19 protein-coding genes are annotated in these 22,854 nt (G+C 66.0%); 11 read left to right on the top strand and 8 right to left on the bottom strand.

All coding sequences use genetic code 11. From position 1 onward, the window contains the following. Positions 1–17 precede the first annotated feature (17 nt). The gene (locus tag GOACH_RS17160) at positions 18–899 is read right to left on the bottom strand and encodes an SCO6745 family protein (RefSeq protein ID WP_052004050.1); all 882 of its coding nucleotides are present in this window, start codon (positions 897–899) and stop codon (positions 18–20) included. Between the two features lie 236 nt (positions 900–1,135). On the opposite strand from GOACH_RS17160, the gene GOACH_RS17155 reads away from it, so the two are divergent. The 9 genes from GOACH_RS17155 (at position 1,136) to GOACH_RS17115 (ending at position 13,773) form a co-directional block, all read left to right on the top strand. Beyond that, positions 1,136–2,782, top strand: a complete 1,647-nt coding sequence (locus GOACH_RS17155) for an HNH endonuclease signature motif containing protein (protein ID WP_245551931.1) — start codon at positions 1,136–1,138, stop codon at positions 2,780–2,782. A gap of 289 nt (positions 2,783–3,071) precedes the next feature. Beyond that, positions 3,072–3,683, top strand: coding sequence for a TetR/AcrR family transcriptional regulator (locus tag GOACH_RS17150; protein ID WP_040519040.1), 612 nt, complete (start codon positions 3,072–3,074; stop codon positions 3,681–3,683). Then, on the top strand, positions 3,680–4,960 hold the full coding sequence (locus GOACH_RS17145) for an MFS transporter (RefSeq protein ID WP_005177428.1): 1,281 nt from the start codon (positions 3,680–3,682) through the stop codon (positions 4,958–4,960). Before GOACH_RS17150 ends, GOACH_RS17145 begins: the two co-directional genes overlap by 4 nt. Positions 4,961–5,067: 107 nt before the next feature. Continuing rightward, positions 5,068–7,122, top strand: coding sequence for a neutral/alkaline ceramidase (locus tag GOACH_RS17140; protein ID WP_005177418.1), 2,055 nt, complete (start codon positions 5,068–5,070; stop codon positions 7,120–7,122). 147 nt (positions 7,123–7,269) lie between these two features. After that, positions 7,270–8,757: an amidohydrolase family protein gene (locus tag GOACH_RS17135; protein WP_281168908.1), complete on the top strand. Its 1,488-nt coding sequence runs from the start codon at positions 7,270–7,272 to the stop codon at positions 8,755–8,757. Between the two features lie 107 nt (positions 8,758–8,864). Beyond that, positions 8,865–10,031 carry an NAD(P)/FAD-dependent oxidoreductase gene (locus GOACH_RS17130; RefSeq protein WP_005177413.1) on the top strand — a complete coding sequence of 389 codons (1,167 nt, stop codon included), beginning with the start codon at positions 8,865–8,867 and terminating at the stop codon, positions 10,029–10,031. A gap of 28 nt (positions 10,032–10,059) precedes the next feature. Beyond that, the gene (locus GOACH_RS17125) at positions 10,060–10,482 is read left to right on the top strand and encodes a RidA family protein (RefSeq protein ID WP_005177411.1); all 423 of its coding nucleotides are present in this window, start codon (positions 10,060–10,062) and stop codon (positions 10,480–10,482) included. Between the two features lie 41 nt (positions 10,483–10,523). Beyond that, the gene (locus GOACH_RS17120; protein WP_005177407.1) at positions 10,524–12,293 is read left to right on the top strand and encodes a PucR family transcriptional regulator; all 1,770 of its coding nucleotides are present in this window, start codon (positions 10,524–10,526) and stop codon (positions 12,291–12,293) included. 58 nt (positions 12,294–12,351) lie between these two features. Further along, positions 12,352–13,773, top strand: a complete 1,422-nt coding sequence (locus GOACH_RS17115; RefSeq protein WP_281168907.1) for a guanine deaminase — start codon at positions 12,352–12,354, stop codon at positions 13,771–13,773. Between the two features lie 109 nt (positions 13,774–13,882). Here the strand turns inward: GOACH_RS17115 and GOACH_RS17110 are convergent, their stop codons facing one another. Next, positions 13,883–15,049 (bottom strand): ATP-grasp domain-containing protein, encoded by a 1,167-nt coding sequence (locus GOACH_RS17110; protein ID WP_005177404.1) that lies wholly within the window; start codon positions 15,047–15,049, stop codon positions 13,883–13,885. Between the two features lie 284 nt (positions 15,050–15,333). On the opposite strand from GOACH_RS17110, the gene GOACH_RS17105 reads away from it, so the two are divergent. Then, positions 15,334–16,605 (top strand): DMT family transporter, encoded by a 1,272-nt coding sequence (locus GOACH_RS17105; protein WP_005177403.1) that lies wholly within the window; start codon positions 15,334–15,336, stop codon positions 16,603–16,605. Here the strand turns inward: GOACH_RS17105 and GOACH_RS17100 are convergent. The 6 genes from GOACH_RS17100 to GOACH_RS17075 all read right to left on the bottom strand — a co-directional run bounded on the left by GOACH_RS17100 (position 16,593) and on the right by GOACH_RS17075 (position 21,630). Beyond that, on the bottom strand, positions 16,593–17,534 hold the full coding sequence (locus GOACH_RS17100; protein WP_005177402.1) for a hypothetical protein: 942 nt from the start codon (positions 17,532–17,534) through the stop codon (positions 16,593–16,595). The genes GOACH_RS17105 and GOACH_RS17100 overlap by 13 nt on opposite strands. A 79-nt stretch (positions 17,535–17,613) precedes the next feature. Continuing rightward, entirely contained in the window at positions 17,614–18,405 is a 792-nt protein-coding gene (locus tag GOACH_RS17095) for an ABC-2 transporter permease (RefSeq protein ID WP_005177400.1), read from the bottom strand. Continuing rightward, positions 18,405–19,322, bottom strand: a complete 918-nt coding sequence (locus GOACH_RS17090; protein WP_040519049.1) for an ABC transporter ATP-binding protein — start codon at positions 19,320–19,322, stop codon at positions 18,405–18,407. Before GOACH_RS17090 ends, GOACH_RS17095 begins: the two co-directional genes overlap by 1 nt. A 118-nt stretch (positions 19,323–19,440) precedes the next feature. Further along, positions 19,441–20,247, bottom strand: coding sequence for a thiazole synthase (locus GOACH_RS17085; RefSeq protein ID WP_005177395.1), 807 nt, complete (start codon positions 20,245–20,247; stop codon positions 19,441–19,443). Between the two features lies 1 nt (position 20,248). Further along, positions 20,249–20,446, bottom strand: a complete 198-nt coding sequence (gene thiS, locus GOACH_RS17080) for a sulfur carrier protein ThiS (RefSeq protein ID WP_005177392.1) — start codon at positions 20,444–20,446, stop codon at positions 20,249–20,251. Continuing rightward, positions 20,443–21,630, bottom strand: a complete 1,188-nt coding sequence (locus GOACH_RS17075) for an FAD-dependent oxidoreductase (RefSeq protein WP_005177389.1) — start codon at positions 21,628–21,630, stop codon at positions 20,443–20,445. Before GOACH_RS17075 ends, thiS begins: the two co-directional genes overlap by 4 nt. A gap of 222 nt (positions 21,631–21,852) precedes the next feature. Here GOACH_RS17075 and thiE point away from each other — a divergent pair, with 222 nt between their 5' ends. Beyond that, the gene (gene thiE, locus GOACH_RS17070) at positions 21,853–22,545 is read left to right on the top strand and encodes a thiamine phosphate synthase (RefSeq protein ID WP_040519047.1); all 693 of its coding nucleotides are present in this window, start codon (positions 21,853–21,855) and stop codon (positions 22,543–22,545) included. The last annotated feature ends 309 nt before the right edge of the window (positions 22,546–22,854 follow it).

The raw sequence follows: 22,854 nt of genomic DNA, 5'->3' as shown, positions 1-22,854 counted from the left end.
GACGGTTGGAGAGACCCTCATTTCTTCCTCGTGCCGGGCAGTACCCCGGCGTCGATCACTGCTTTGACGTACGGACGAGTGTCCTCCAGCATGCTCTCGACGTCTGCCCCCGTCCACGCCCGACCGGTGATCGCGTCCGTCTCTGCCTCGATCGTGCGATACAGATCCACGCCGGACTCGGTCAACTCATGCGCATCGTCGGTCCTCGTTGCCAGACCTCGACGGACCAGCCGGTCGACGGACGCATCCCACTGCTCGTCGGACCAGCCTCGGGTCAGTTGCGTGAGCCTGCGGCCCAGAATCCGACGTCGGATCGAGGAGTCGGGCAGCTGTGCCTCATGGAAGGCCGCCGCATCGAGCCCGTCGAGACCGTGGGCGACGAGCACGGCGATGTGGTTGTCGCCCCGCCACTCTCGGAGCACTGCGATCGCATGCCAGAGTGCGAGATGGGGTTCGTCCGGCGGCGAGGTAGCCGCCCAGGCAGCGGCAAGCGCCCTGCCACCAAAGGGAAGATCTGCGGCGATATCGCGATAGCGACCGGCCAGGTCGGCGATCTGCGGATCATCGACCTTCTCCCCGAGGATCTCACTCAGCACCGTGTCGAGCATCTGCTCTCGACGTCGCGCGACCTTCTCAAGCCCTGTGGCCTGCGCCGCGGACCAGGCCGTCGTGATCAGGTCAGGCGAGAAGTTGTAGAACGACGAGATCACCACCGGAGCAGAGCAGTCGCCCAGCGGGGCACCGCGTGCTCCGACGTAGAAGGCATGCGCATCGAGTCCCGTGTCTTCCTGGGCGTCCGACAGACCGGGGTTGAAGTAGGCCAGCACGTGGAAGGGTTCGAGGGTTTCGTAAGCGAGGCGTGCGCGAGCAGCGGAGCCATCATCGACGGTAGTCACCATGAAATCCAGCGTTGCGCCCAACGGGCGGCGAGTCAAGGACGCACCTAATACGTGCTCGGAATACGCAGTGCCGCAACGACTGTGAGAAATTCACGAAATTCTTCTTGACATAACGCAAACCGTGACTAGATTGGAGGTAGAACGTTTGTTCGCATCGGATCGGGGTGGCGATGGATACACACGAGGTAGACGCAGAGGCGATGACCGCCTCGACGCCTGACACGCAGACTCCAATCATGTTGTACGAGCAGCTCCATTCGATTCTCGACCAACTCGACACGGTCGACACCACCACTACTTCCGAGGCCGACGTCGCCGCGATGTCGATCGAGCACGAACGCGCAGCACGGCGCATGATCTCGATCGGTAATGACCGCATGATGGACGTGTCCAACCGCGCCGCCTACCGCTCTGCTGGACAGATCTCATTGCGCGATTTCATGATGGGTCCACTACGTATTCCCAACGCGGGCAAGAGGATGCGTACCATGGAGGTCCTCTGCGAGACCTACACCATCACAGGCGAGAAGAAGTCTCCCGTGTACGCACAGTTGGCTGCAGCACTGCGCGAGGGCACGCTGGGAGCCGAACACCTCAGCGCCGCGCTCGAGGTGATGAACAAGATTCCTGCGGCACTCGAGCCTGAGGACCTGACCCGCGCAGAGACCGAAGTAGTGGACTTCTCACAGAAGCTTGCACCGCGTCAGATCATGGCCGCCGGGACACGCCTACTCGCGCATCTCGATCCCGACGGCACGATCACCGACCACAGAGACCGCAAACGCCAACGTAACCTCACGGTCGGACATCAAGACACACAATCGATGTCACGACTACTCGGCACGCTCGACCCCGCCACTCGAGCCAAGCTCGACGTCGTGCTCGCTGCGTGGGCGGCCCCAGGCATGAACAACCCGGACGACGACACCTCCCCCACCGGTTCGAGTTCCGACGTCGACGCCGAACTACTCACCGAAGCAGCCGCACGCGACAACCGCACGCCCGCACAACGTAACCACGATGCACTCAGCGCGCTTCTCACCACCGTGCTCGACGGCGGCCTCCTCGGTGCGAGCCATCGTGGCCTACCGCCGCACCTCGTTGTGCGGGTCTCCGATACCCAACTGCGCGAGTACGCGGGCTTCGGACAAACCACGACCGGCACTGACATCCCCATGCCCGAACTGATTCGGCTCGCGGCACAGTCGGTCATGCATCTGGCCGTGTTCTCCGAGCACACCGGCGAGCCGCTCTACTTCGGCACTGCCAAGCGGCTGGCGAGTCAGTCACAGCGCTTCATGCTGTTCGCCAATTACGGCGGCTGCTCCAAGCCGGGTTGCCCGGCACCGTTCAGCCACATCGAAATCCATCACGCCGAGCAGGACTGGGCTCACGGTGGACGCACCGACATCGACCAACTCGCTCCCGCCTGCGGGCCCCACAACCGCGCAGTCGGCGAGCGACCCGAGCAGTTCACCACCGAGAAGATTCACGACGGCCCCGATCGTGGCCGATACGGGTGGAGCCCGAACACCAGCCCGCCAGGCCTCGCCACGACGAACCGAACAGCGCAGACAAACCAGACAGCGCAGACAAACCGCATTCACGACCTCGGCGGGATCGTCGACGACAGGCTTCTCCGGCGCCGCGCCGAGTCGTCGGCATCGGTTTCGGACAGAAGAGGCACTGACGGTTGGGGCACTGACAATCGAGGCACCGACAGTCGGCTCGCCCACAGTCGGGGCACCGACGGGCAGCTCATTGAAAGTAGTCAGGCCGAGAGCTACCCCGACGGCACCTACCCTGCCGACGTCGCCGAGAGCATCATCGCCATGTTGCGCGACGGCACACTCGTGAGCATCGGCGAGCTCGAACCCGCCTGACCTGCCACCACTCCTACTACCGGACCGGAGCCCTTCCCGTCCGGTAGGAGTCGTGCGCGCGACGCGCATAGCCCGTTGCCCCGTTGCGCGTCGGTTAAATCGACCGCCCCCTGTTGCGGAAATCGCGTCAATCCCGCACATTTGTCGTCAGTTGACCATATGGTCAACTGACGGGGGGATCGCCGCCGAGGCTCGCAACGGTTGATCGACCCGTCGTAGGTCACGCCGCGCGCACACCACAGCCCGGTGGACGCCACACGCAGTTGAACGAGGGGGACATGTGCGACGGATGACGTTCGAGGACAGACGTCAGGCGCTCATCGACGCCGCCGTCCGTGTCATTGCGCGCGATGGCCTCGCGGCGGCCACCACGAGGGCAATTGTCGGCGAGGCGGGCATGCCGCAAGGGGCGCTCTTCTACATCTTCCCGTCGCGCGACGCGCTGATCAACGAGGTCATCGCTCATATCACCGAGCAGGAGCGACTCACGGCAGTCCTGTCCGCCGACATGATCGCCGACGACGCGACTCTGCACGAGGTGCTCTGCGAGGCCATGCTGGGCTATCTCCGCATGCTCGAGGACGACCCCGCACGCGAACTCGCGCTGCTCGAGGTGGCCACACACGCGATCCGGCACGACCGCGCAGCGGTGAGCAGACAGTGGCAGACCTACCGGACAGCCGTCGCCGACGCGCTGAGCTACCTCGGCGACCGCATGTCGATCACCTGGGAACTCCCCCTGCCGCAGGTCGCGCATCTGGTCACCTCTGCGATCGACGGCCTGACCCTGTCGTGGCTGACCGACCGCGACACCGATGCCGCACGCCGCAACATCGACCTCCTGTCGTCTGCGATCGTCACGCTCGCCGCACCCGCCGAGTCGGAAGCCCATCGAGGGTGACGGTCGAACGCGACTCTGTTCAGGCGCCGACGCTCCCGTGGCAGCGTGTCAGTACACGCTGGGTCGGCCTGTTCGGGCTGTCGTGGCTCGGCATCTGGCTCGCCCAGCTCGCACCGTTCCAGCTCACGCTGCCCGACCAGGTCAACGACTGGCTCGAGATCGGCAACAGCGTCGACGAGAGCAACTGGCAGCGCAGCGTTCTCACCTTCGGCATCGTGTCTGGAATCTCGGCCGTCTTCGCACTCGCCGCGTTTCCGCTGACGGGATCGCTCTCGGATCGGACGACGAGTCGTTACGGCCGTCGTCGACCCTGGATCGTCGGCGGTACAGCACTTTTCGCAGCCGGCCTACTCGGACTCGGCTTCTCCGACAACATCGTCGCCATCACCATCGGCTGGTGCGCAGCGCTGACGGGGTTCAGCGCGGCGTCGGCTGCCCTGACCGCTCTCATCAGCGATCAGGTACCCGTGTTTCAACGTGGCGTGGTGTCGAGTTGGGTATCCGCGCCGCAGGCGATCGGCGCGATCATCGGTATCGCCCTGGTGTCAGCGTTCGGTCTCGGCTTTCTTCCGGCTTATGCACTGTTCGCCGTCGTACTGATCGCGTGTGTGACCCCGTTCGTGCTGTATCTCGACGATCCGCCGTGTACCACCCACGACAAGGGCAGGCTGAGCCCTCGCACGATCTTCTCCGAACTGTGGATCTCGCCGCGCGACCATCCCGACTTCGGCTGGACGCTACTGGGTCGCGTACTGGTGAATCTCGGAAACGCTTTGGGCACATCGCTGCTCTTCTTCTTCCTCAAGTTCGGCCTGCACTCCTCCGACGCCGACAACGACATGCTGCTCGTGTCTGCGGTGTACATGGTCTTCGTCGTCATCAGCGCACTGGTATCCGGCAAGCTCAGCGACGTGGTCGGACGTCGCAAGCCATTCGTGCTCGCCGCAGGTGTCTGCCAGGGGGCCGCAGCGATCTGCATCGCCGCGGTAGCCGATCTGCCGATGACGATGGTGGCCGCCGCCCTCCTCGGTGCCGGATTCGGTGCGTTCCTCGGCGTCGACCAGGCTCTGGCGACCCAGGTGCTCCCCGACGCACAACACAACGGCCAGGATCTCGGGATCATGAACATCGCCATGGCCGTACCACAGGCGCTCGGGCCTCTCGTCGGGGCCGCGGTGGTCGAGGCCACCGGCGGTTTCACTGGATTGTTCGTCACCTCAGCGGTTTTCGGCATTCTCGGCGGATTGTCCGTGTTGTTGGTGCGCACTGTGCGCTGACCACGGGCGTGACGCACGCCATCGTTCCACTCGTCCACGTACTCGTTCCACGTCCTATCAGGGGGTCACAGTTGAGTTCAGCACATCGAGAGTCCACACCCGGCACAGTGAGTCGACGCGGCTTTCTCGGCGCCTCGGCAGGTGCCGTCGGAGCGGGCCTACTCGGCGCAGCGGCGCTCAGCACTGCGGGTAGCGGAACAGCCTCGGCTGCACCAACTTCCGGGTACCTCGTGGGCACCGGCAAGGGCGACCTCACCGGCGCCATCGCCGGCCAGGGCATGATGGGCTACTCCGACCTCAGCCAGGTGGCAACGGGGCTCCTGCAACGGGTCTGGGCACGTGCGTACATCATCGCCGACGCGGCCTCGGGGACTCGAGTCGTCTTCGTCAACGCCGACCTGGCCTGCCTCTTCGAGTCACACCGCGTCGGTGTGATGAAAGAACTGCGCAGTCGATTCGGCAACCTCTACTCCGAGGACAACGTCAACCTCAACGCGACCCACAACCACAACTCCTGCGGAGGCACCGCCTGGGACTACGCCTATGTCCTTGCCGCACTGGGCCATCGCGAGAACTCCTACCGCGCCGAGGTCGCCGGCATCGTCGACGCGATCGTTGCGGCACATCACAGTCTGGCACCGGGGACGCTCGAACTCGGGCACTCCGAACTACACGACGCGAGCGCAAACCGCTCACTGCAGGCGTTCGTGAACAATCCGACTCCTGATCGGCGTCACTTCCCCGAACACATCGACCCGCAGGTGACGTCGCTGCGGCTTCGCCAGGGCGGCAGCGTGATCGGCGAGATCACCTGGTTCGCAACCCATGGCACATCACTGACCGATGCCAACACCCTCATCTCGGTCGACAACAAGGGCTACGCGTCGTACCTCGCCGAACAGCAGAAGCCCGGCGTCGTCGCGTCATTCCCGCAGACAAATGCGGGTGATATGACACCGAATCTCGCTGTGCGCAAACTACACCCGGCAGGCCCCACCGGCGATCACCGGGCCAACTGCACGATCATCGGACAGCGCCAGTTCCGCGCAGGCGAGCGCGCGTTTGCATCTGCGCGGTCGCTGTCCGGTGGAGTCTCGTACGCATACCGCTTTCTCAACCTCTCCGACATCGCGATCGACGGCACGTACACCCCCGATGGACGCCCGGCACGGACCAGTCCGGCCATCATGGGCGCCGCAGCCGCCGCGACAAGCACTGAGGACAACACCCGCAGTCAGCTCTCGTTCCTCAACGAGGGCATGGTGCTGCCGTTCGCCGCAGCGCTGGGCGCGACGTCGAAAGTCACACCGCCCGAGTGGGTTCAGCAGATCCAGGCGCCGAAGGTTCCGTTGTTCCCCCTCGGCTACATGCCACCGCATCCGTGGATTCAACAGGTACTGCCCATCCAGCTGATCCGCCTCGGCGACCTCGTGCTGGCAGCCGCTCCCGCCGAGTTCACCATCACCGCGGGACTGCGCGTGCGTCGCGTCGTCGCGGCAGCATTCACGCTGCCACTGGAAAACGTTCTGTTGCAGGGATACTCGAACGGCTACAGCCAGTACGTCACTACTCCCGAGGAGTATCTGTCACAGCAGTACGAGGGTGGCGAGACCATGTTCGGGCGGTACACCCTGTGCGCGTATATGCAGGAGTTCGACAGGCTCGCGCGGGAGATGGCCGCAGGGAAGTCGTCGTCACGCGGACCGAACCCGCCCGACCAGCGCAGTCCGCAGCCCGACCTGCTGACCCCGGTACCCGCCGACACACCGATCGCGGGCAGGCGTTTCGGCGACGTCGTACGCGCACCGAAGTCGTCATATCGCCCCGGCGAGACGGTCTCGGTGGACTTCTGCGGAGCACATCCCGCCAACAAGGTGCACCGGGTGAGCGCGGGCAGCACCGCGGCCCGCGACGGCTACTTCGTCGTCGAACGCTACGAGTCGGGACGCTGGGTCGCCGCTGCCGACGACGACACCTGGGGTACTGAACTCTCCTGGAAACGACCAGCCGGGAGTTCGACGGCGTCGGTCGTCACGATCGCGTGGACACCCCGATCGGGCACTTCAGGGCGCCACCGTATCCGATACTTCGGCGACAGCAAGCGCGCCAACGGTTCACTCTCGTCGTTCGTCGGAACGAGTCCGGCGTTCGACGTGACATAGCCCCGCACTCGTCAGGTCGGGTTCCAGCAGTGTGGAGCCGCGCGGGGGGCGGGCACCGAGGGTTCGCGCGTGGTCGCCAGCGGGCCGGTTCGTAGCGCAGCACAAGATGGGACGTTCATTTTCTGATCCGGCGACGAAAAGTTCGCAGTGCGCGCGGCGCATGCTTCATCCATGCACGAACTGGTACTCCACGGCGGCCGCGTGATCGATCCCGACAGCGGAACCGACGGCATCTTCGACATCGGGATCGACCGGGGCACCATCAGTGCCGTCAGCGCTGAGCCACTCGACGGACACCGTGTGCCCGACGTGTCCGGCCGGGTGGTCGCGCCGGGCTTCATCGACATGCACAGCCACTGCTTCGGCATCGCCGGGCAACGCCTGCAGGCTCTCGACGGCGTCACGACCGCCCTCGAGCTCGAGGGTGGCGTACACCCGGTCGGCCGCGCCTACGAGCGCGCCGCCATCGAGGGGCGTCCCGTCAACTACGGCTATTCGGCGAGCTGGGCCGCCGCACGGATGCACGTGATGGCAGACGTGACGACCACCGGCCATCCCGCCGACGTCCTGTTCAACATGGGAGTCCCCGCCTGGCAGGCCGAGGCGAACACCGCTGAGGTCGGCCGGATACTGGCACTGCTGGAAGAAGACCTGAGCGACGGCGCGCTCGGAATCGGTGTGCTCGTCGGGTATGCCCCGCGCGTCGGGCCTGCGGAGTACGTCGAGGTCGCGCGACTCGCCGCTGCCCGAGGCGTGCCGACATACACGCACGCACGCGAACTCGTCGAGCAGGATCCAGACACACCGATCGACGGCGCTGAGGAAATCGTCAGGGCGGCAGGCGAAACCGGTGCCCACATGCACTACTGTCACGTCAACAGCACGTCGCTGCGACATCTCGACAGGGTGCACGGCCTCGTTGAGCGCGCACGTTCCCTCGGTTCCCGGATCTCGACAGAGGCCTACCCCTACGGCTCGGGGATGACGGGGATCGGCGCCGCTTTCCTCGAGCCGGATCTGCTCGACCGACGAGACATCACGCCCTTCGCGGTACAACACCTCGTCAGCGGACACCGGTTCACCAGCGCCGCGGACCTGCGAGCAGCGCGTGCGGACGGCACGGGCGGACTGGTCTTCGTCCACTTCCTCGAAGAGGACGACCCGGCCGCTCGGGATCTCATGACACGCGGGCTCGTCTTCGAGGACACCGCGATCGCCAGCGACGCATTCGAACCACTGTGGCGCACATCGACATACGACGACCTGCGCTGGCCGTTGCCTGCCGACGTCGTCACGCACCCGCGCACCGCCGGTACCTTCAGTCGCTCGATCCGCACATTGTGGCGTGAGACCGGCGCACTGAGCCTGATGGAAGTGATCCGACGCGCAAGTCTCCTCCCTGCACAGATCCTTTCGCCATCAGTTCCGGACATGGCGCGTAAGGGCCGGATTCAGACGGGCGCGGATGCCGACATCGTCGTCTTCGACGCCGCCGCGGTCACCGACCGTGCCACCTACACCGACACGATCGCACCGTCGACCGGATTCGACCACGTCCTCGTCAACGGGGTCGAGATCGTCAGCGGCGGCGAGATCCGTATCGACAGCCTGCCGGGTAAACCAGTTCGCGCCTGACCATTTCGCGCTCCGGCATCCGGATTCGTCGAGCGATCAGAACTCCCGACGAAACACCGACAACTGAGGATGAACACCATGACAACCATTCGGACCACGAGGACACTGTGAATACCACCCCGCCGAGCGCCCGACAGTTCGACACCGTCGTCATCGGAGGCGGTATGGCCGGGGTGTCGATCGCCTACGAACTTGCCGCACACCAATCGGTTGCCGTCGTCGAGATGGAATCGACCCTTGCCTACCATTCGACGGGACGGTCGGCAGCGGCATTTCTCGAAAGCTACGGCAACCAGACGATCCGCCTACTGACAACCGCCGGCCGCTCGTTCTTCGCCGACGAGGACGGGCATTTCGACGTCCCCGTCGCACGGCCGCTGGACCTGCTGATGATCGCAAACGACGACGAGCAGCACGCGCTCCGCGAGCTCCACCACGAGATCAGCGCCCGAAACGATCTCGTCGAACTCGTCAGCGGCGATACCGCGGAGCAGCTCAACCCGCTCCTGCGTCCCGGCTGCACGACGTTGGGGATGATCGACCGTTCCGCACTGGAACTCGACGTGCACGCACTGCACCAGTGGTATCTGCGCGGCTTTCGCGCACGCGGGGGCACTGTTGTGAGATCCGCGGGCATCGTCGACGCAACGCACACCGGCCACGGATGGGATCTGACCGACGCGGCGGGTGCGGGCTACCGAGCCCAGGCGGTCGTCAATGCGGCGGGCGCGTGGTGCGATCGGGTCGCCGGAGTGCTGGGAGCCAAGCCCATCGGTATCCGCCCGCTTCGTCGAACCGCATTCATGGTCTCCGCCCCACCTGAAATGACCGACGCTGCGATCCCGTTGACGATGGCGGCGTCGGAGACCTTCTACGTCAAACCTGATGGCGCACAGTTCTTGTGCTCACCTGCCGACGAGACCCCGCAGGCGCCCGGTGATGCGCGCCCCGACGATCTCGAGATCGCTCGCGCGATCGAGTCGATCAACGACGCGACCACCCTGGGCATCCGCAGCGTGAACTCCGCGTGGGCGGGACTGCGCAGTTTCGTCGCCGACCGCACGCCGGTCGTCGGCCCCGACACCACGGTCGACGGTCTGTTCTGGCACGCGGCACAGGGCGGATACGGCATCCAGATCGCGCCGGCGCTCGCACGGTTCGGCGCAGCTCTGGTCACCGGCGAGCCGCTCCCGACCGATCTGGCCGACCTCGGCCTCACACCGTCGATGCTCGGTCGCGACCGGACAACCCTCGCCACGATCGGCGACAAGTGATGTACCAAGCAGGACAAGGACTCAACTCATGACCGCGCACACGTCGGTGAGCATCGACGAGGACGGGCGCCGCCACTTCACCAGCCCGAATGCCAAGGGACCGTTCGCAACCGCCATCGAATGCGGTCCGTTGCTCGTCATCTCGGGACAGGGCGGGTTCGCCACGGACGGCAGCATCCCCGAAGGCATCGCTGCGCAGACCCACGCGACCCTGCACAACGTCCGGACGATCTTGGAGGACTGCGGCTGGGAGCTGTCAGATCTCGTCCAGGTCACCTGCTACCTGGCCGACATCGACGAATGGGCCGCGATGAACTCGGAGTATGCCGACTTCTTCGCCGATCACCTCAGCGTCCCCACCCGCACCGCGATCGGCGTCGCCGGTCTACCGCTCGGACTCCGCGTCGAAATGACCTGTGTCGCAGCCAGGAACTCACCGACGGCCCGGTAACTTGGCTGAACAGCCCACTGTGCAGGCGAGAGGTGACCGTCATGGCCGAGCAGTTGCCGCGGTCATCCCTCGGCAGGATTCTCGCCGACCTGGGCAATACGTTCCTGGAACCCCTCTGCGCACCGGTAGGACTGTCCGTGCCCGTCGGAGGTGTCGGTTTCTACGATCCGCTGGACGACTCGGCGCAACCTGATGAGGCCATCGTGCTCGGGATCGGTATCCACGAACCCGGTGACATCGTGTCTGCGCTCACCACTCTGCAACGAGAGGGACAGCGGGGCGCCGCGGCGCTCGTCGTGCGCTCACCGGTAACCCTGACCGGCGAGGTCGAGAGCGCTGCCGCCGCCTCCGGAATCGCACTACTCGGCCTGGCCCCCGGCGCGTCGTGGATGCAGTTGGCCACGATGATCCGCGCCCTCATCGCCGACGACACCGTCGGCCTCGGCGAATCGGACCGCCTCGGTGGCGTCGTCTCCGGCGACCTGTTCGCACTCGCCAACTCGATCACCGCCCTCATCGACGTTCCGATCACCATCGAGGATCGTGATTCACGCGTAGTGGCGTTCTCGGCCCGCCAGGACGAGGCGGACTCCTCGAGAGTGGAGACGATCCTAGGGCGCCAGGTGCCTGACAGATTCACGCACGCCATGGTCGAGCAGGGGGTGTTCCGCGAGCTGTACGCCAGTGACGAGCCGGTCTGGATTCACCCCGAGCCCGCGGCGCCGGACCAGCTGCCACGCGTGGCGGTCGCCGTCAGAGCCGGCGACGAGGTGCTCGGATCGATCTGGGCCGCGGTACGCGAACCGTTGAGCGATGACCGACTTCGAGCACTCACGGACGCCGCAAAACTCGTCGCCCTCCACATGATGACCATTCGCAACGGCGACGACGGTGCGCGTCGCCTCAAGGCCGATCTGGTCACCACGGCACTGCGCGGCGGACCCGGCACGCGCGATGCCCTGCGACGACTCGGCATGGGTGACCGTCCGGTCGCGGTGCTGGCCATGGACCTACTCGACTCCGACTCCGAAGACGACATCGGAGGTGACGGCGGCGGTGGTGCGGGCAGCAGCGGTGGTGAGGGCAGCAGCGGTGGTGAGGGCGGAGACGCGGGCGGTGCCGGCGACCTTGCCCCGACGAGATCACCGGCGGCAGCGGACCGGGCGGCCATCAAGCAACGGCTCACGTCCGGATTCGCACTGCACATCAGCGCATCGCACCCGCGCGCGGCGGTCGCCCTGATCGGCGATGTCTGTTACGCGCTGGTGCCGCTCGCCGACGGCCCCCGAGCACGACGCCACGCCATCGACGTCGCGGCAGAGTTCCTGAATCGAGCAGGCGACGGGTCGCACGCGGTCATCGGAGTGGGGACGGTCGCCTCGCGCCCGGAAGAGCTCGCCACCGCGCGATCGAACGCCGACCGCGCACTACGAGTCCTCCTCGATCGACACCAACCCGGCCTCGGGCAGATCGCCGAATTCGACGATGTGCACATGCACTCGCTGCTCATCGACCTCAAAGACATGGTCGCGGCGCGCGGCGACGAACCGTCCGGGCCGATCGGCAGGCTGATCGCCCACGACGCCGGGCACAACACGATGTTGGTCGAGACCCTGCGGGCATGGCTCGACGCATTCGGTGACGTCCCCGCTGCAGCGGCCACGCAATTCGTCCACCCCAACACGTTTCGGTACAGACTGCGCAGGGCTGCCGAGATCAGCGGAATCGATCTCTCCGACCCGGAGGCCCGATTCGCCGCGATGCTGCAGTTGCGAGTCATCGATGTCGCACCGCGCACGACGCGTCGATGACCGACACAACGCGCTCGGTCGACAAGCCGGATCGCGCAACCTGTGATTGGGTCTCTTGGTGACAACCAACGCCACTCGATCAGTCCACCGTGGCCGCATCATGCACATCGCGGGGTCGCCGACGGTGTCCGACGCCGACGCCGCGCTCGTCGACATCCCCGACGGAGCACTCGCCATCACCGCAGACGGACGCATCGACTACTGCGGCCCTTACGCCGGGCTGACCGCGCAACCGGGCGACACCGTCGTCGACCACCCCGACGCCTTTCTACTGCCGGGCTTCGTCGACACCCACGTGCACTTCCCGCAGACCTACGAGCTGAACGCCTACGGCGGCGGTCAGTTGCTGGAGTGGTTGAACAACTGCATCTTTCCCGCGGAGTCACGGCTGGCGGATCCAGACTTCGCCCGCGCCATCGCCCGCGACTTCACGCGCGCCAGGATCGCCGCGGGCACCACGGCTGCCATGGTGTTCGGCTCGGCCTTCCCCGGCGCACAGGACGAATTGTTCGCCGCCACCCAGCGGGCCGGGCTACGTATCGTCAGCGGCCGCGGTATCCAGACGCAGGGGCCCGAGTCGGCTGCACCACTGCTCACGTCGGAGGCAGACGCGATCGCGTTGACGACCGCCGAGATCGACCGGTGGCACGCGGCCGACACCGGTGACCCCGACACTGCGCGACTCCTCACGGCGATCGTGCCGCGCTTCACGCTGTCGGTGACCACCGAGACGCTGGCCAACCTGGGCAACCTGTACGCCGACGTCCGTGATCGTGGTGTCTACGTCCACACCCACCTCAACGAGAACAATCGGCCCGGCACCGGGGAGATCGATCTGATCAAACAGCTCTTCGAGGTCGAGTCGTACCTCGACACCTATGACGGCAAGTTCCTGCCCGGCTCTGCCGTCGGCGGTGAGAGCCTGCTCGGCCGACGCACCGTGCTCGCCCACTGTGTGCACTGCACCGACGCCGAACTGTCGCGGATGGCGCAGACCGGAACCTCCATCGCGCACTGCCCAACCTCGCAGTTGTTCCTCGGCTCCGGCACGATGCCGTGGAAGCGCACCGTCGACGCCGGGGTCACCATCGCGCTCGGCAGCGACTGCGGCGGTGGCGACGAATGGCTCATCGCCAAGGTCGCGGGCGACGCCTACAAGGTGCACATCTCCGAACCCGGCGAGGCGAGCGTCGCCATGCATCCGGCACAGATGCTGTTCAGCGGAACCCTCGCAGGCGCACGGGCACTCGACGCCGAGTCGCGCTTCGGCAACTTCGACGTCGGCAAGGAAGCCGACTTCTTGGTGATCGAACCGTCCCGGTGGCCTCCCCTGGAACGCATGCTGCGCAACGGGGTTCGCGACGACGACCCCGGAAGAGCGCGTGACCAGACACTTTTCGCACTCCTGATGGGCATGCGCGAACCCGCCATCGCGGAGGTCTACGTCCGGGGCAATCGCGTCGACGCCGACGCCGTCTGACCCCGGCGACCATCAGGCCCGACGACCATCAGGCCGGGCAACCATCAGGCCGCATCGCCGTCAGATCGCGTGGCGCTCACATCGGGCGCCACCCAGAATCGGGGTGCCGTCAGATCGGGTGGCCGTCCCATTCGTGGTCATGCATGAACCCCTCGGCGAGACCGACGTGGTAGCGGCGGCAGTCGCGCAGGATCGACGCATAGGCCACCGGCAGCATCACGCCGGGCTTCATGTCGTCGCGCTCGAAGATCACGTCCTCGGAATCGCGGAAGTCCTTCCAGAACTGACGCATCGGCCGACCCTGCCGTGACGCTTTCGTCCACCCGTAGAGCAGCATGCCGAGACCGATCATGCGGTCGACGTCCGAGTCGGGAACGATCAGGTGGTCGTTGTCACCGAAGAACGCCGACGGTACGTCGTTGTGCGGCCTGAACATCATGATCCCGCTGGTCGAGCGCGGATTGCACTCGATGCAGTAGAGGCTGCCGTCGGCGCCCTCGATGAAGTCGAATCCGGCCTGGCCGCTGAACCGTTCCGCCGCAACGAATTCCGATACCCAGTCGAATATCGCCTGATGCTTGATCGAGGTGAACGACAAGCACGAACTGCCGCCGATCGCATAACTGACGGGATAGGTTGCGTGCGCATTGACCTTGCCATCGCGGCACACCGAGTACGTGCAGTAGCGCTTGCCCTCTTTCCACTCCTGCGCCAACCACGGGTTCGTCGGGTCGTACTCGACCCAGTCGAGGTTCTCGCCGGGCATGATCTTGTGGACCTTCTGCGAACCGCGCGAATAGCACTGCTTGAGCGCAAACGGAACGTCAAAGTCGAGAGCCGCGGCGTCGTCCCGATTCTCGACGACGGCGAACTTGAGCGTCGGTATACCCATCGACACCAGTTCACGCTGGAAGTCGTACTTGTTGTGGAGCTTGTTCTCGGTGTCGAAGTCAGACAGGAACACCTCGCAGTCCGCGGGGAACAGCCCCACCATCATCGAGAGGATGTCGGTCTCCTCATGGATGGGGATGACCATGTCGACCTTCTCGTCGGTGACGATGCGGGCCAGTTCACGGCAGTAGTCGCGGGGCTCGAACTTCGGCGCGGGCACCTTGTGAAAAGCGTCGACCGCATTGGAGAAACGGCTGACACCGATGGGAATGCTGTCGACGACGGTCATCCGGTGGCCTGCCGCTGACATCAGTCTCGCCAGGTTCAGCGTGAGGAAAGATCGGCCGAAGGTGATCAGAACATGCTTCTTCGGTGAGGACGCCACACCGCGAGTCTAGTCAGTACCCGACGCACGTCCGAGGTGGGCGGTGGTGTGGTTGTCAGACCCGCCATGGATACTGAGAGAGGAATAATAACTCACTTGCCGACCGTTGAGGCGATGAGTTGTGGTTGCCGGGGAGGTCCACATTCAGCGGGTGACGCTTTCGCCCCCGCCCACCGGGCGGAGCGCCGGGCGACCCCACCGGACAACGAGCAGCCGGACAACGAGCAGCCGGGCGACGATCCGACTGCGATGAACAACCGCGGACGACACGAGAGGTGGGTCGCATGTTCCTCATCGGCGTCATCGCGGCGAGTCTCGCCGCGGTGGCATACGGCATGTCGACGGTGCTGCGTGCCCTCGGGGCCCGCCGCGCCGCGCAGACCGAACGCGATGAGGGCATAGAAACCACCAACGCCGCAGGTGGCCCTACCCTTCGCTCCACGGCGTCGACCTTTGTCGACCCGGCATTCATCCTCGGCACGGTCCTGGTGACGGTCGGGTTCGCCGGTGGTGCGGTCGCTGCGCGCTACCTGCCACTGTTCCTCTCGCAGACCATCGTCTCGGCCAACCTGGTGATCACCGCACTGTTGGGCACCATCATGCTCAACATCGCGCTGCACACCAGGGACTGGGTCGCGATCTGGCTCGTCGTTTTCTCGCTATGCCTACTAGGTATGTCGTCGTCTCATCAGACCGGCGATTCCGGCGGGCGCGGTTTCCACTGGATGCTGTTCTTCGCCACCGTCGTCCTGAGCGGGCTGGCATTGCTGTCGGTGTACCGCCTCGGCCGGCATGGCGCGATCGCGGGTGGCGCCGCGGCAGGTCTGTTGTTCGGGGTCATCGCCATAGCGGTGCGGATCCTCGACGGCATCCACCCCTTCGACCCCGTTCGACTCCTTCTCGACCCCGCAGCGTGGACCATCGCAATCGCCGGTGCCGTCGGATTCTTCGTACAGACCGTCGCCCTGCAACTCGGCGCTGTCAATGGCGTCACGGCTGTGCTTGTGGTCGGCGAAACAGCAGGCCCGAGCCTCATCGGCGTCATGTTCCTCGGCGACCAGGCGAAGCCGGGCTTCGGCTGGCTCGCACTGGTCGGCTTCGTCGGAGCGGTGGTGGGTGCCGTTCTGGTCGCCTGGTACGGCTCCGGGGACCCCGACCACTTCGGTGAGGCGCCCCCGATGAAGGGCGGATGGCGGCGCGGACGTGAAGACGACGACTCGACCGACACCGATCTGGCCGACGATCAGTCCGAGTCGGGCGCGACCGCCGACGAGATCGACTCGTTCGGCTTCGCCCCGGCCGACTTCGACGACGATGACGACGAGGTCGGCGGGGACGAGGTCGGCGGGGCTCACGGTGACGGCACCTCTCAGCGCGACACATCCCCGCGCGGCGGCTCTCCGCGGGACAGTGACGACAACGGGACCAGCAAGAACACCACAGGCGCGAAAGCCGCCAACGCCGACAGCACCCTTGATGGACCCGCGAGGTCGGACATCGACTTCACCGAGATCGGCGTCGACGACCGCCGGCACTCGCAGCGTTACTCTAGCTGATCGGCTCGGTCGGTCGGTTCCTGCCCCGCGGCAGCCCGAACAGCGGTGCGTAGGCTGCGTAGCGCTCCGAGTCGCCATGCCGTGACAAACCACGCCACGATCACGAACGGCGCTATGCCGAGCATCGTCCACAGACAACTCTGCGCGGGCAGCACATCAGCCACCACCTTCGCTCTCGGCACACCGTCGACCTCCGCGGGCAGCCACGCCTCAAGGATGTTGCGCGTCAGCTTCACCGGGGCGAACGGCCCCGCCGTCGACGCGAGGTAGAACGAGACCAACACGATCAGCAGCGAACCCAGCCATCCGATCACCCGTACCTGCGACCCGAGGATCTCGGCCGCGGTCCTGACCGACTCGACGGTGAATCCGAGCATCAGCACGAGGAGCAGACACGCGACCTGTGCGGAGAGCAACTCCTCGATGATCGACGATTCGTCGTCGCTCGACGTGAGGTTCGGCAGTCCGATCGCCAGCGAGACCAGTCCCGAGATGAGCGCCACGAGCGTCACTGAGCTGGCCGCCCCCTCGATTCGCCCGAAGGAGCCGCGCACCGCTGACTCGGTCGCCGCGCTTGCCACACGGGGACTCGCGTCGTAGACGATCAGCACCACGAAGCCCGAGATCAGCGCGCTCAGCACCCAGGCGACAGCAGTGGTACACACCGCCGCCAGCGCGAACGACCCGATCAGCGGCCCGAACAGGCTGTCGGCGCTGTCGGAGAGTCGGGTCCCGACCAGCGGAAGGACTCCGACGACAGCAACGACAACACCGCCGGCAAGAAGTGGTCCGGAGAACTCCGAGATCTCGACCGGGTCGAGGTCCGGGTCACGCCCGCGGATCACATGCCATTCGGCAGCGGTCAGCGCTCGCAGTCCGCTCCCCCACCGGGTACGTCGACCATCGGCACCGGGCCTTCTGTTGCCCACAACACACAGACTAGGTACCCACGGCCCGTTGTCGGGGCAACAGCGCCGAGATGACGGCACTGTGGGTGGCTCGAATGAACTACCCGGCGTCGCGTTTGTTCACCGCGAGTACGCCGAGCGCGAAGACGATCGCCGCGAAGATCGCGAAGTAGACCAGCGAGACCCACGAGTTCCAGTGATAGCCGTCGCCTGGGAAATCGCCGTCGAGGAATCGGGAACCGTTGCGGAAGGGCAGGAACGGCCCGATCCGACGCCCGACAACCGGTAGGGCGGCTGCGACGTTCTCGATCACCAGCATCCACACCAGCACCACCGAGACCGCACCCGCGGTCTGGCGCACGAGCGCACCGACCCCGATTCCCACCACGACGCACAGTGCGGCCCAGACTGCGGTGCCCCAGATCTGTCTGATGACGTGCTCACTGCCGAGGGTCATCCCCGACGAACCGTCGGATAATCCGATCACGAGCAGGATGGCGCACAACGACAACGGCACCACGACGACGAAGGTCAGCGCGACGTACACCAACGCCTTGGCACACAACACATTCCACCGATGAGGGATGGCCAGGAAGGACGTGCGGATGGTGCCGTACCGGAACTCGGTGGTGACCCCGAGCACTCCCATGATCATCAGGATGACCACACCGAAGAAGTTCACGCCGATCAGATACACCGACGCCGCACCGATCTGATCGGCCGATCCGTCGGCGCCCATGTCCTGGGGTTGATCGGCGACCGTGTCGGCACCTCGGGTGACGAGCGCGATCAGGCAGGCGATGCCGAGCCCAAGGATCACGACCGCGGCGACGCACCACCACGGCGCACGTGTGCTGGTCAGTTTGATCCGCTCGGCCCGCACGGCGCCCATCAGCGCTGTCCCCCTCGGTAGTCGATCGACTCGGCAGTGGCAGCCATGTAGACGTCCTCGAGCGACGGTGTGTCGGAGACCAACTCGTGCAGCCCGATTCCCGCCGCGGCCGCGACGTCGCCGACCTGATCGGTCGTCGCGTCGGCAACGGTGAGGTAGACCCGACCGTCCTGCCCCGAGACAGGTGTCACCGACAGCCCCGCGACCTCGAGTGCCCGATGGAGCTCCGCAGGCTGTGGCGTGCGTACGCGAGCGACCGGCCGTGCCCGCGAGGTGAACTCCGAGATCGAACAGTCGGCGATCAGTCTGCCCCGGCCGATGACGACAACGTGGTCGGCAGTCAGGGACATCTCGGTGAGCAGATGGCTCGACACGAAAACCGTTCTGCCCTCGGCGGCGAGTGCTCGCATGAAGTTGCGGACCCAGACGATGCCCTCCGGATCGAGGCCGTTCACCGGTTCGTCGAGGACGAGGGTGTGCGGATCGCCGAGCAGTGCACCTGCGAGCCCGAGCCGCTGCGACATGCCGAGCGAGAAACCACCGGCACGTTGATCGGCGACAGGCGTGAGCCCCACCATGTCGAGCACCTCGTCGACCCTGCGCGCCGGTAGGTCGTTGGTCGCGGCCATCCACCGGAGATGATTCCGCGCACTCCTGTTGGGGTGCACCCATCGTGCGTCGAGGAGCGCACCCACCTGGCGGAGGGGATCGTCGAGGTCGCGGTAGAGGCGTCCTCCTATCATCGCCGTACCCGACGTCGGCCGATCGAGGCCGAGGATCATGCGCATCGTCGTGGATTTCCCTGCCCCGTTGGGGCCGAGGAAACCCGTTACGCGTCCGGGCGCAACGGTGAAATTCAGGTGGTCGACGGCCGTCACACCGCCGAAGGTCTTGGTCAGATCGGCCGCGGCAAGCATCGCGTCGACCATAGCAACCCACGCACCGTCGGTGACGGATCTCGACGCGCCGGTCGCGCCCGCTCCCGCCGAATGGGTTCGCCAAATGGGTTCGCCGGAATGTGTCCGTCGAATGGGTCTAGACCACCCGCTCCGGCGACGACGCCCGCGCCCAGAAACGCGTCGGGATGCGCCCTGCGCCTGAGGCCAACCGGCCCGCGATCACGGCGTGCCGCATCGCGGCAGCCATGCGTTCCGGATCGTCGGCGCGGGTCACCGCCGACGCGAGTAGCACACCGTCGCATCCGAGTTCCATGGCCAGCGCCGCGTCGCTCGCGGTGCCGATCCCGGCGTCGAGAATGATCGGAACCTGAGCCGCGGAGACGATCATCTCGATGTTGTGGGGATTGGAGATGCCGAGCCCGGTACCGATCGGCGACCCGAGCGGCATCACCGCGGCAACGCCGAGATCGGCAAGCCGCGCTGCGAGAACCGGGTCATCGTTGGTGTAGACGAGCACCGTGAACCCGTCATCGACGAGTTCCCTTGCGGCATCGACGAGTTCGATGGGGTCGGGCAGCAGAGTGCGGTCGTCGGCGACCACCTCGAGCTTCACCCACGATGTCTCGACCGCTTCACGCGCAAGCTGTGCGGTCAGGACCGCCTCCGCTGCGGTGTGACAGCCCGCCGTGTTGGGCAATACGTCGATCTCCAGACGCCGCAACAGATCCAACACCCCAGTCGTCGAGCCCGCGTTGATCCGTCGCATCGCAACAGTCGTCAATTCGGTACCCGAGGCGATCAGCGCCCGTTCGAGGACCGCGAGGTTCGCTGCACCACCGGTGCCCATGACGAGTCGAGAACCGAACCGACGGTCGGCTATGCGTAGTCCGTCCGAATCATTCTCGGCAACAACGTTTTCTGTCACCACGTCTGCTGTGCTCATCTCAACCACCCTGTACTGCCGTGACAACCTCGACGACGGCATCGGCAGGAACAACGCGTCCCCATCGACCCCTCGGAACCACCGCCCCGTCGACGGCCACCGCAATGCCGCGGTCGGGGAGCCCGAGACGTCGGACGAGGGTGTCGACGGTCGGTTGTGCACCCCACTCGTGAAGCTCTCCGTTGACAGTGAAGCTCATCGCGTCTCCTCGTATCGGGTTTCCTCGTATCGTGTTTCCGGGGATGCGTCTGTCGAATATCCGCGACCACCGACGCCGTCACCGTCGTTGCGCTGCAACAGTTCCAGAACCCGATGTGCGGTGTACGGCGCGAGGACGATTCCATTGCGGCCGTGCCCTGCCGCGACGATGACGCGGTCGTCGGCACGACGTATCAGCGGCAGCCCGTCGACCGAGCACGGGCGGTATCCCACACCCACCTCGGTGAGCGTGTAGCCCGCGAGCCCTGGCATCACGGTCAGCGCATCGTCGAGCAGATCGCGCACGCCGGAAACCTCGGCGCCAGGCTCATGCGACTCGTATTGTGTTGCGCCGACGACAATTCCGCCCGAACGCGGTACGAGGTACACCGCGCGGCCGTCCACCCTGGCGCGGACGACGTGACGCGGTGGTGGCACGGACCAGCGTGTGCGCGACAGTCGAAGGATCTCACCCTTCGCGACATGGATGGCGGCATCCGGCAAGAGCTGCGACACACCCGCCCCGGCCGCGAGCAGCACCTGTCCGCCTGCGACGTCGCCGAGATCGGTGATCGTGTCATTGCACAGCACGGCGCCCGCATCCCGCAGTGCGCCGCGCAGCCGCGCGAGGAGTACTCGATTGTCGACGGCCCCCTCACCCACAGCGACGAATCCGCCGCGCAGACGCGACGTCAGTGCACCCTCTAGCTCGCGGATCTCGGCGGGCCCCACGCGCCTGACCTCCCGCCCGTCGACCAGGGACGGCTTCCACGCCTTGTCGGCCAACCGACTCAGGTACTCGAGGTCGGTGGCCGTCGTCGCAACGAACAGTGAGTCACCTGCGACCGCGATCGTCGCGCCCGTGTCCGTTTCTCCGACATCTCGCCTGTCCGGTGCCTCTCGCGTGTCCGGTGCCTCTCGCTTGTCCGGGTCGCCGAGACGCGTGAGCAGCAACGGCCATCGCGCAACCGATTCCGACGTCGCTTCGAGCAGCGCTTCTTCGCCGGGCAATCCCTCGCCGAGTGAACCGAGCATGCCGCCTGCGACGTGCGAGGCCCGATGCTGCGGCCCTGCGTCGTGGACCACCACGCGCATGCCCGCATCCACTGCAGCAAGAGCGCAGGTCAGTCCGATGACTCCACCGCCGACGACGGCGAGGTCGGGGGTCTGGCTTCCGACAGTCAACGTCTCGAGATCCTTCCTTCGCCGGCATGACCCGGATCAGGTGCGACGGTCAGCGGGGGCGTCCCGCACTCTCAGCCCGCCGTTCCGCGGACTCCCGTGTCTGTCCTCTCCACCCTACTGCGGCCATCTTCCCTGCTGCGACCATCTCCCTCCTGCGGCCATCTCCTTCCTGCGGCCAGTCCAACGCGAGCGGTGGCCGACAACGTGGCTACGCTGGCGACGGTGACCGGCAAGCACACGCGCACCACCCGACTGGAGTCCTCGACGCTCTACCTGTGCACCGATGCACGACGCGAACACGGTGATCTCGCCGAGTTCGTCGACGCCGCACTCGCGGGCGGCGTCGACATCGTGCAGTTGCGCGACAAAGGATCTGCGGGCGAGAAGCGCTTCGGAGCACTCGAGGCACGCGAGGAGTTGGAGCTTCTCGCGATCCTGCGGGAGTTGACACACGCGCGCGATGCGCTGCTGGCCGTCAACGACCGCGCCGACATCGCGACGCTCGCCGGTGCCGACATCCTGCACATCGGGCAGGACGACCTTCCTCCTGCAGCGGCCCGGCGGATCGTCGGCGCAGACGTGCTCCTCGGCCGGTCGACGCACGATGTCGACCAGGCAGCAGCAGCCGAGGCCGACCTCGACGTCGACTATTTCTGTGTGGGTCCGTGCTGGCCGACACCCACCAAACCGGGGCGCCCGGCTCCCGGTCTCGATCTGGTGCGCGAGGTCGCTGCGAGCGAAGCTGCGCAGAACCCCCGACGACGCAAGCCGTGGTTCGCGATCGGCGGCATCGACGAAGCCCGGGTGCCAGAGGTCACCGCGGCGGGTGCACGACGGATCGTCGTCGTGCGTGCGATCACCGCAGCGTCGGACCCGGAGGCCGCGGCGTCACAGCTGCGCGCAGGACTCGCCTGACCGCGGATGATTCTGACGTCATCCGGTTGCGCTGAGCCCGGTGGGCAGCGCTAGAGTAAACGTCACCATGTTGTACGCAGCGAGCGCTCTCGTAATCCGCCGCAGCGGGGTCTAGTTTCGACCGACCCCCCGCTGCGGGGTCGTCGTGCGCTCGTCGGTCACCGTTTCTTTCACCGGAATGACCTTCAGCGATGCACAACCTTCATCTTTCCCAGACATGCTGTGACAGCAATGCCGCAGATCCGCTCTGGCAGCGGATCGGCCACGCACTTCCCCGCGGAATCCGTCAGGAGGCAGCAGGTATGACGG

The organism is Gordonia aichiensis NBRC 108223, from assembly GCF_000332975.1.
GTDB classification, from domain to species: Bacteria; Actinomycetota; Actinomycetes; order Mycobacteriales; family Mycobacteriaceae; genus Gordonia; species Gordonia aichiensis.
Note: the sequence above shows the minus strand (reverse complement) of the source record. Positions and strands in the feature narration are given on the sequence as shown.

Bases quoted from the DNA above. Each gene is read 5' to 3' on its own strand.
- GOACH_RS17155 (WP_245551931.1), top strand. From the start codon at position 1,136: ATGTTGTACGAGCAGCTCCATTCGATTCTCGACCAACTCGACACGGTC.
- GOACH_RS17150 (WP_040519040.1), top strand. From the start codon at position 3,072: ATGACGTTCGAGGACAGACGTCAGGCGCTCATCGACGCCGCCGTCCGT.
- GOACH_RS17120 (WP_005177407.1), top strand. From the start codon at position 10,524: ATGGCCGAGCAGTTGCCGCGGTCATCCCTCGGCAGGATTCTCGCCGAC.
- GOACH_RS17105 (WP_005177403.1), top strand. From the start codon at position 15,334: ATGTTCCTCATCGGCGTCATCGCGGCGAGTCTCGCCGCGGTGGCATAC.
- GOACH_RS17090 (WP_040519049.1), bottom strand. From the start codon at position 19,322: ATGCTTGCCGCGGCCGATCTGACCAAGACCTTCGGCGGTGTGACGGCC.
- thiS (WP_005177392.1), bottom strand. From the start codon at position 20,446: ATGAGCTTCACTGTCAACGGAGAGCTTCACGAGTGGGGTGCACAACCG.
- GOACH_RS17085 (WP_005177395.1), bottom strand. From the start codon at position 20,247: ATGAGCACAGCAGACGTGGTGACAGAAAACGTTGTTGCCGAGAATGAT.
- GOACH_RS17125 (WP_005177411.1), top strand. From the start codon at position 10,060: ATGACCGCGCACACGTCGGTGAGCATCGACGAGGACGGGCGCCGCCAC.
- GOACH_RS17095 (WP_005177400.1), bottom strand. From the start codon at position 18,405: ATGGGCGCCGTGCGGGCCGAGCGGATCAAACTGACCAGCACACGTGCG.
- GOACH_RS17160 (WP_052004050.1), bottom strand. From the start codon at position 899: ATGGTGACTACCGTCGATGATGGCTCCGCTGCTCGCGCACGCCTCGCT.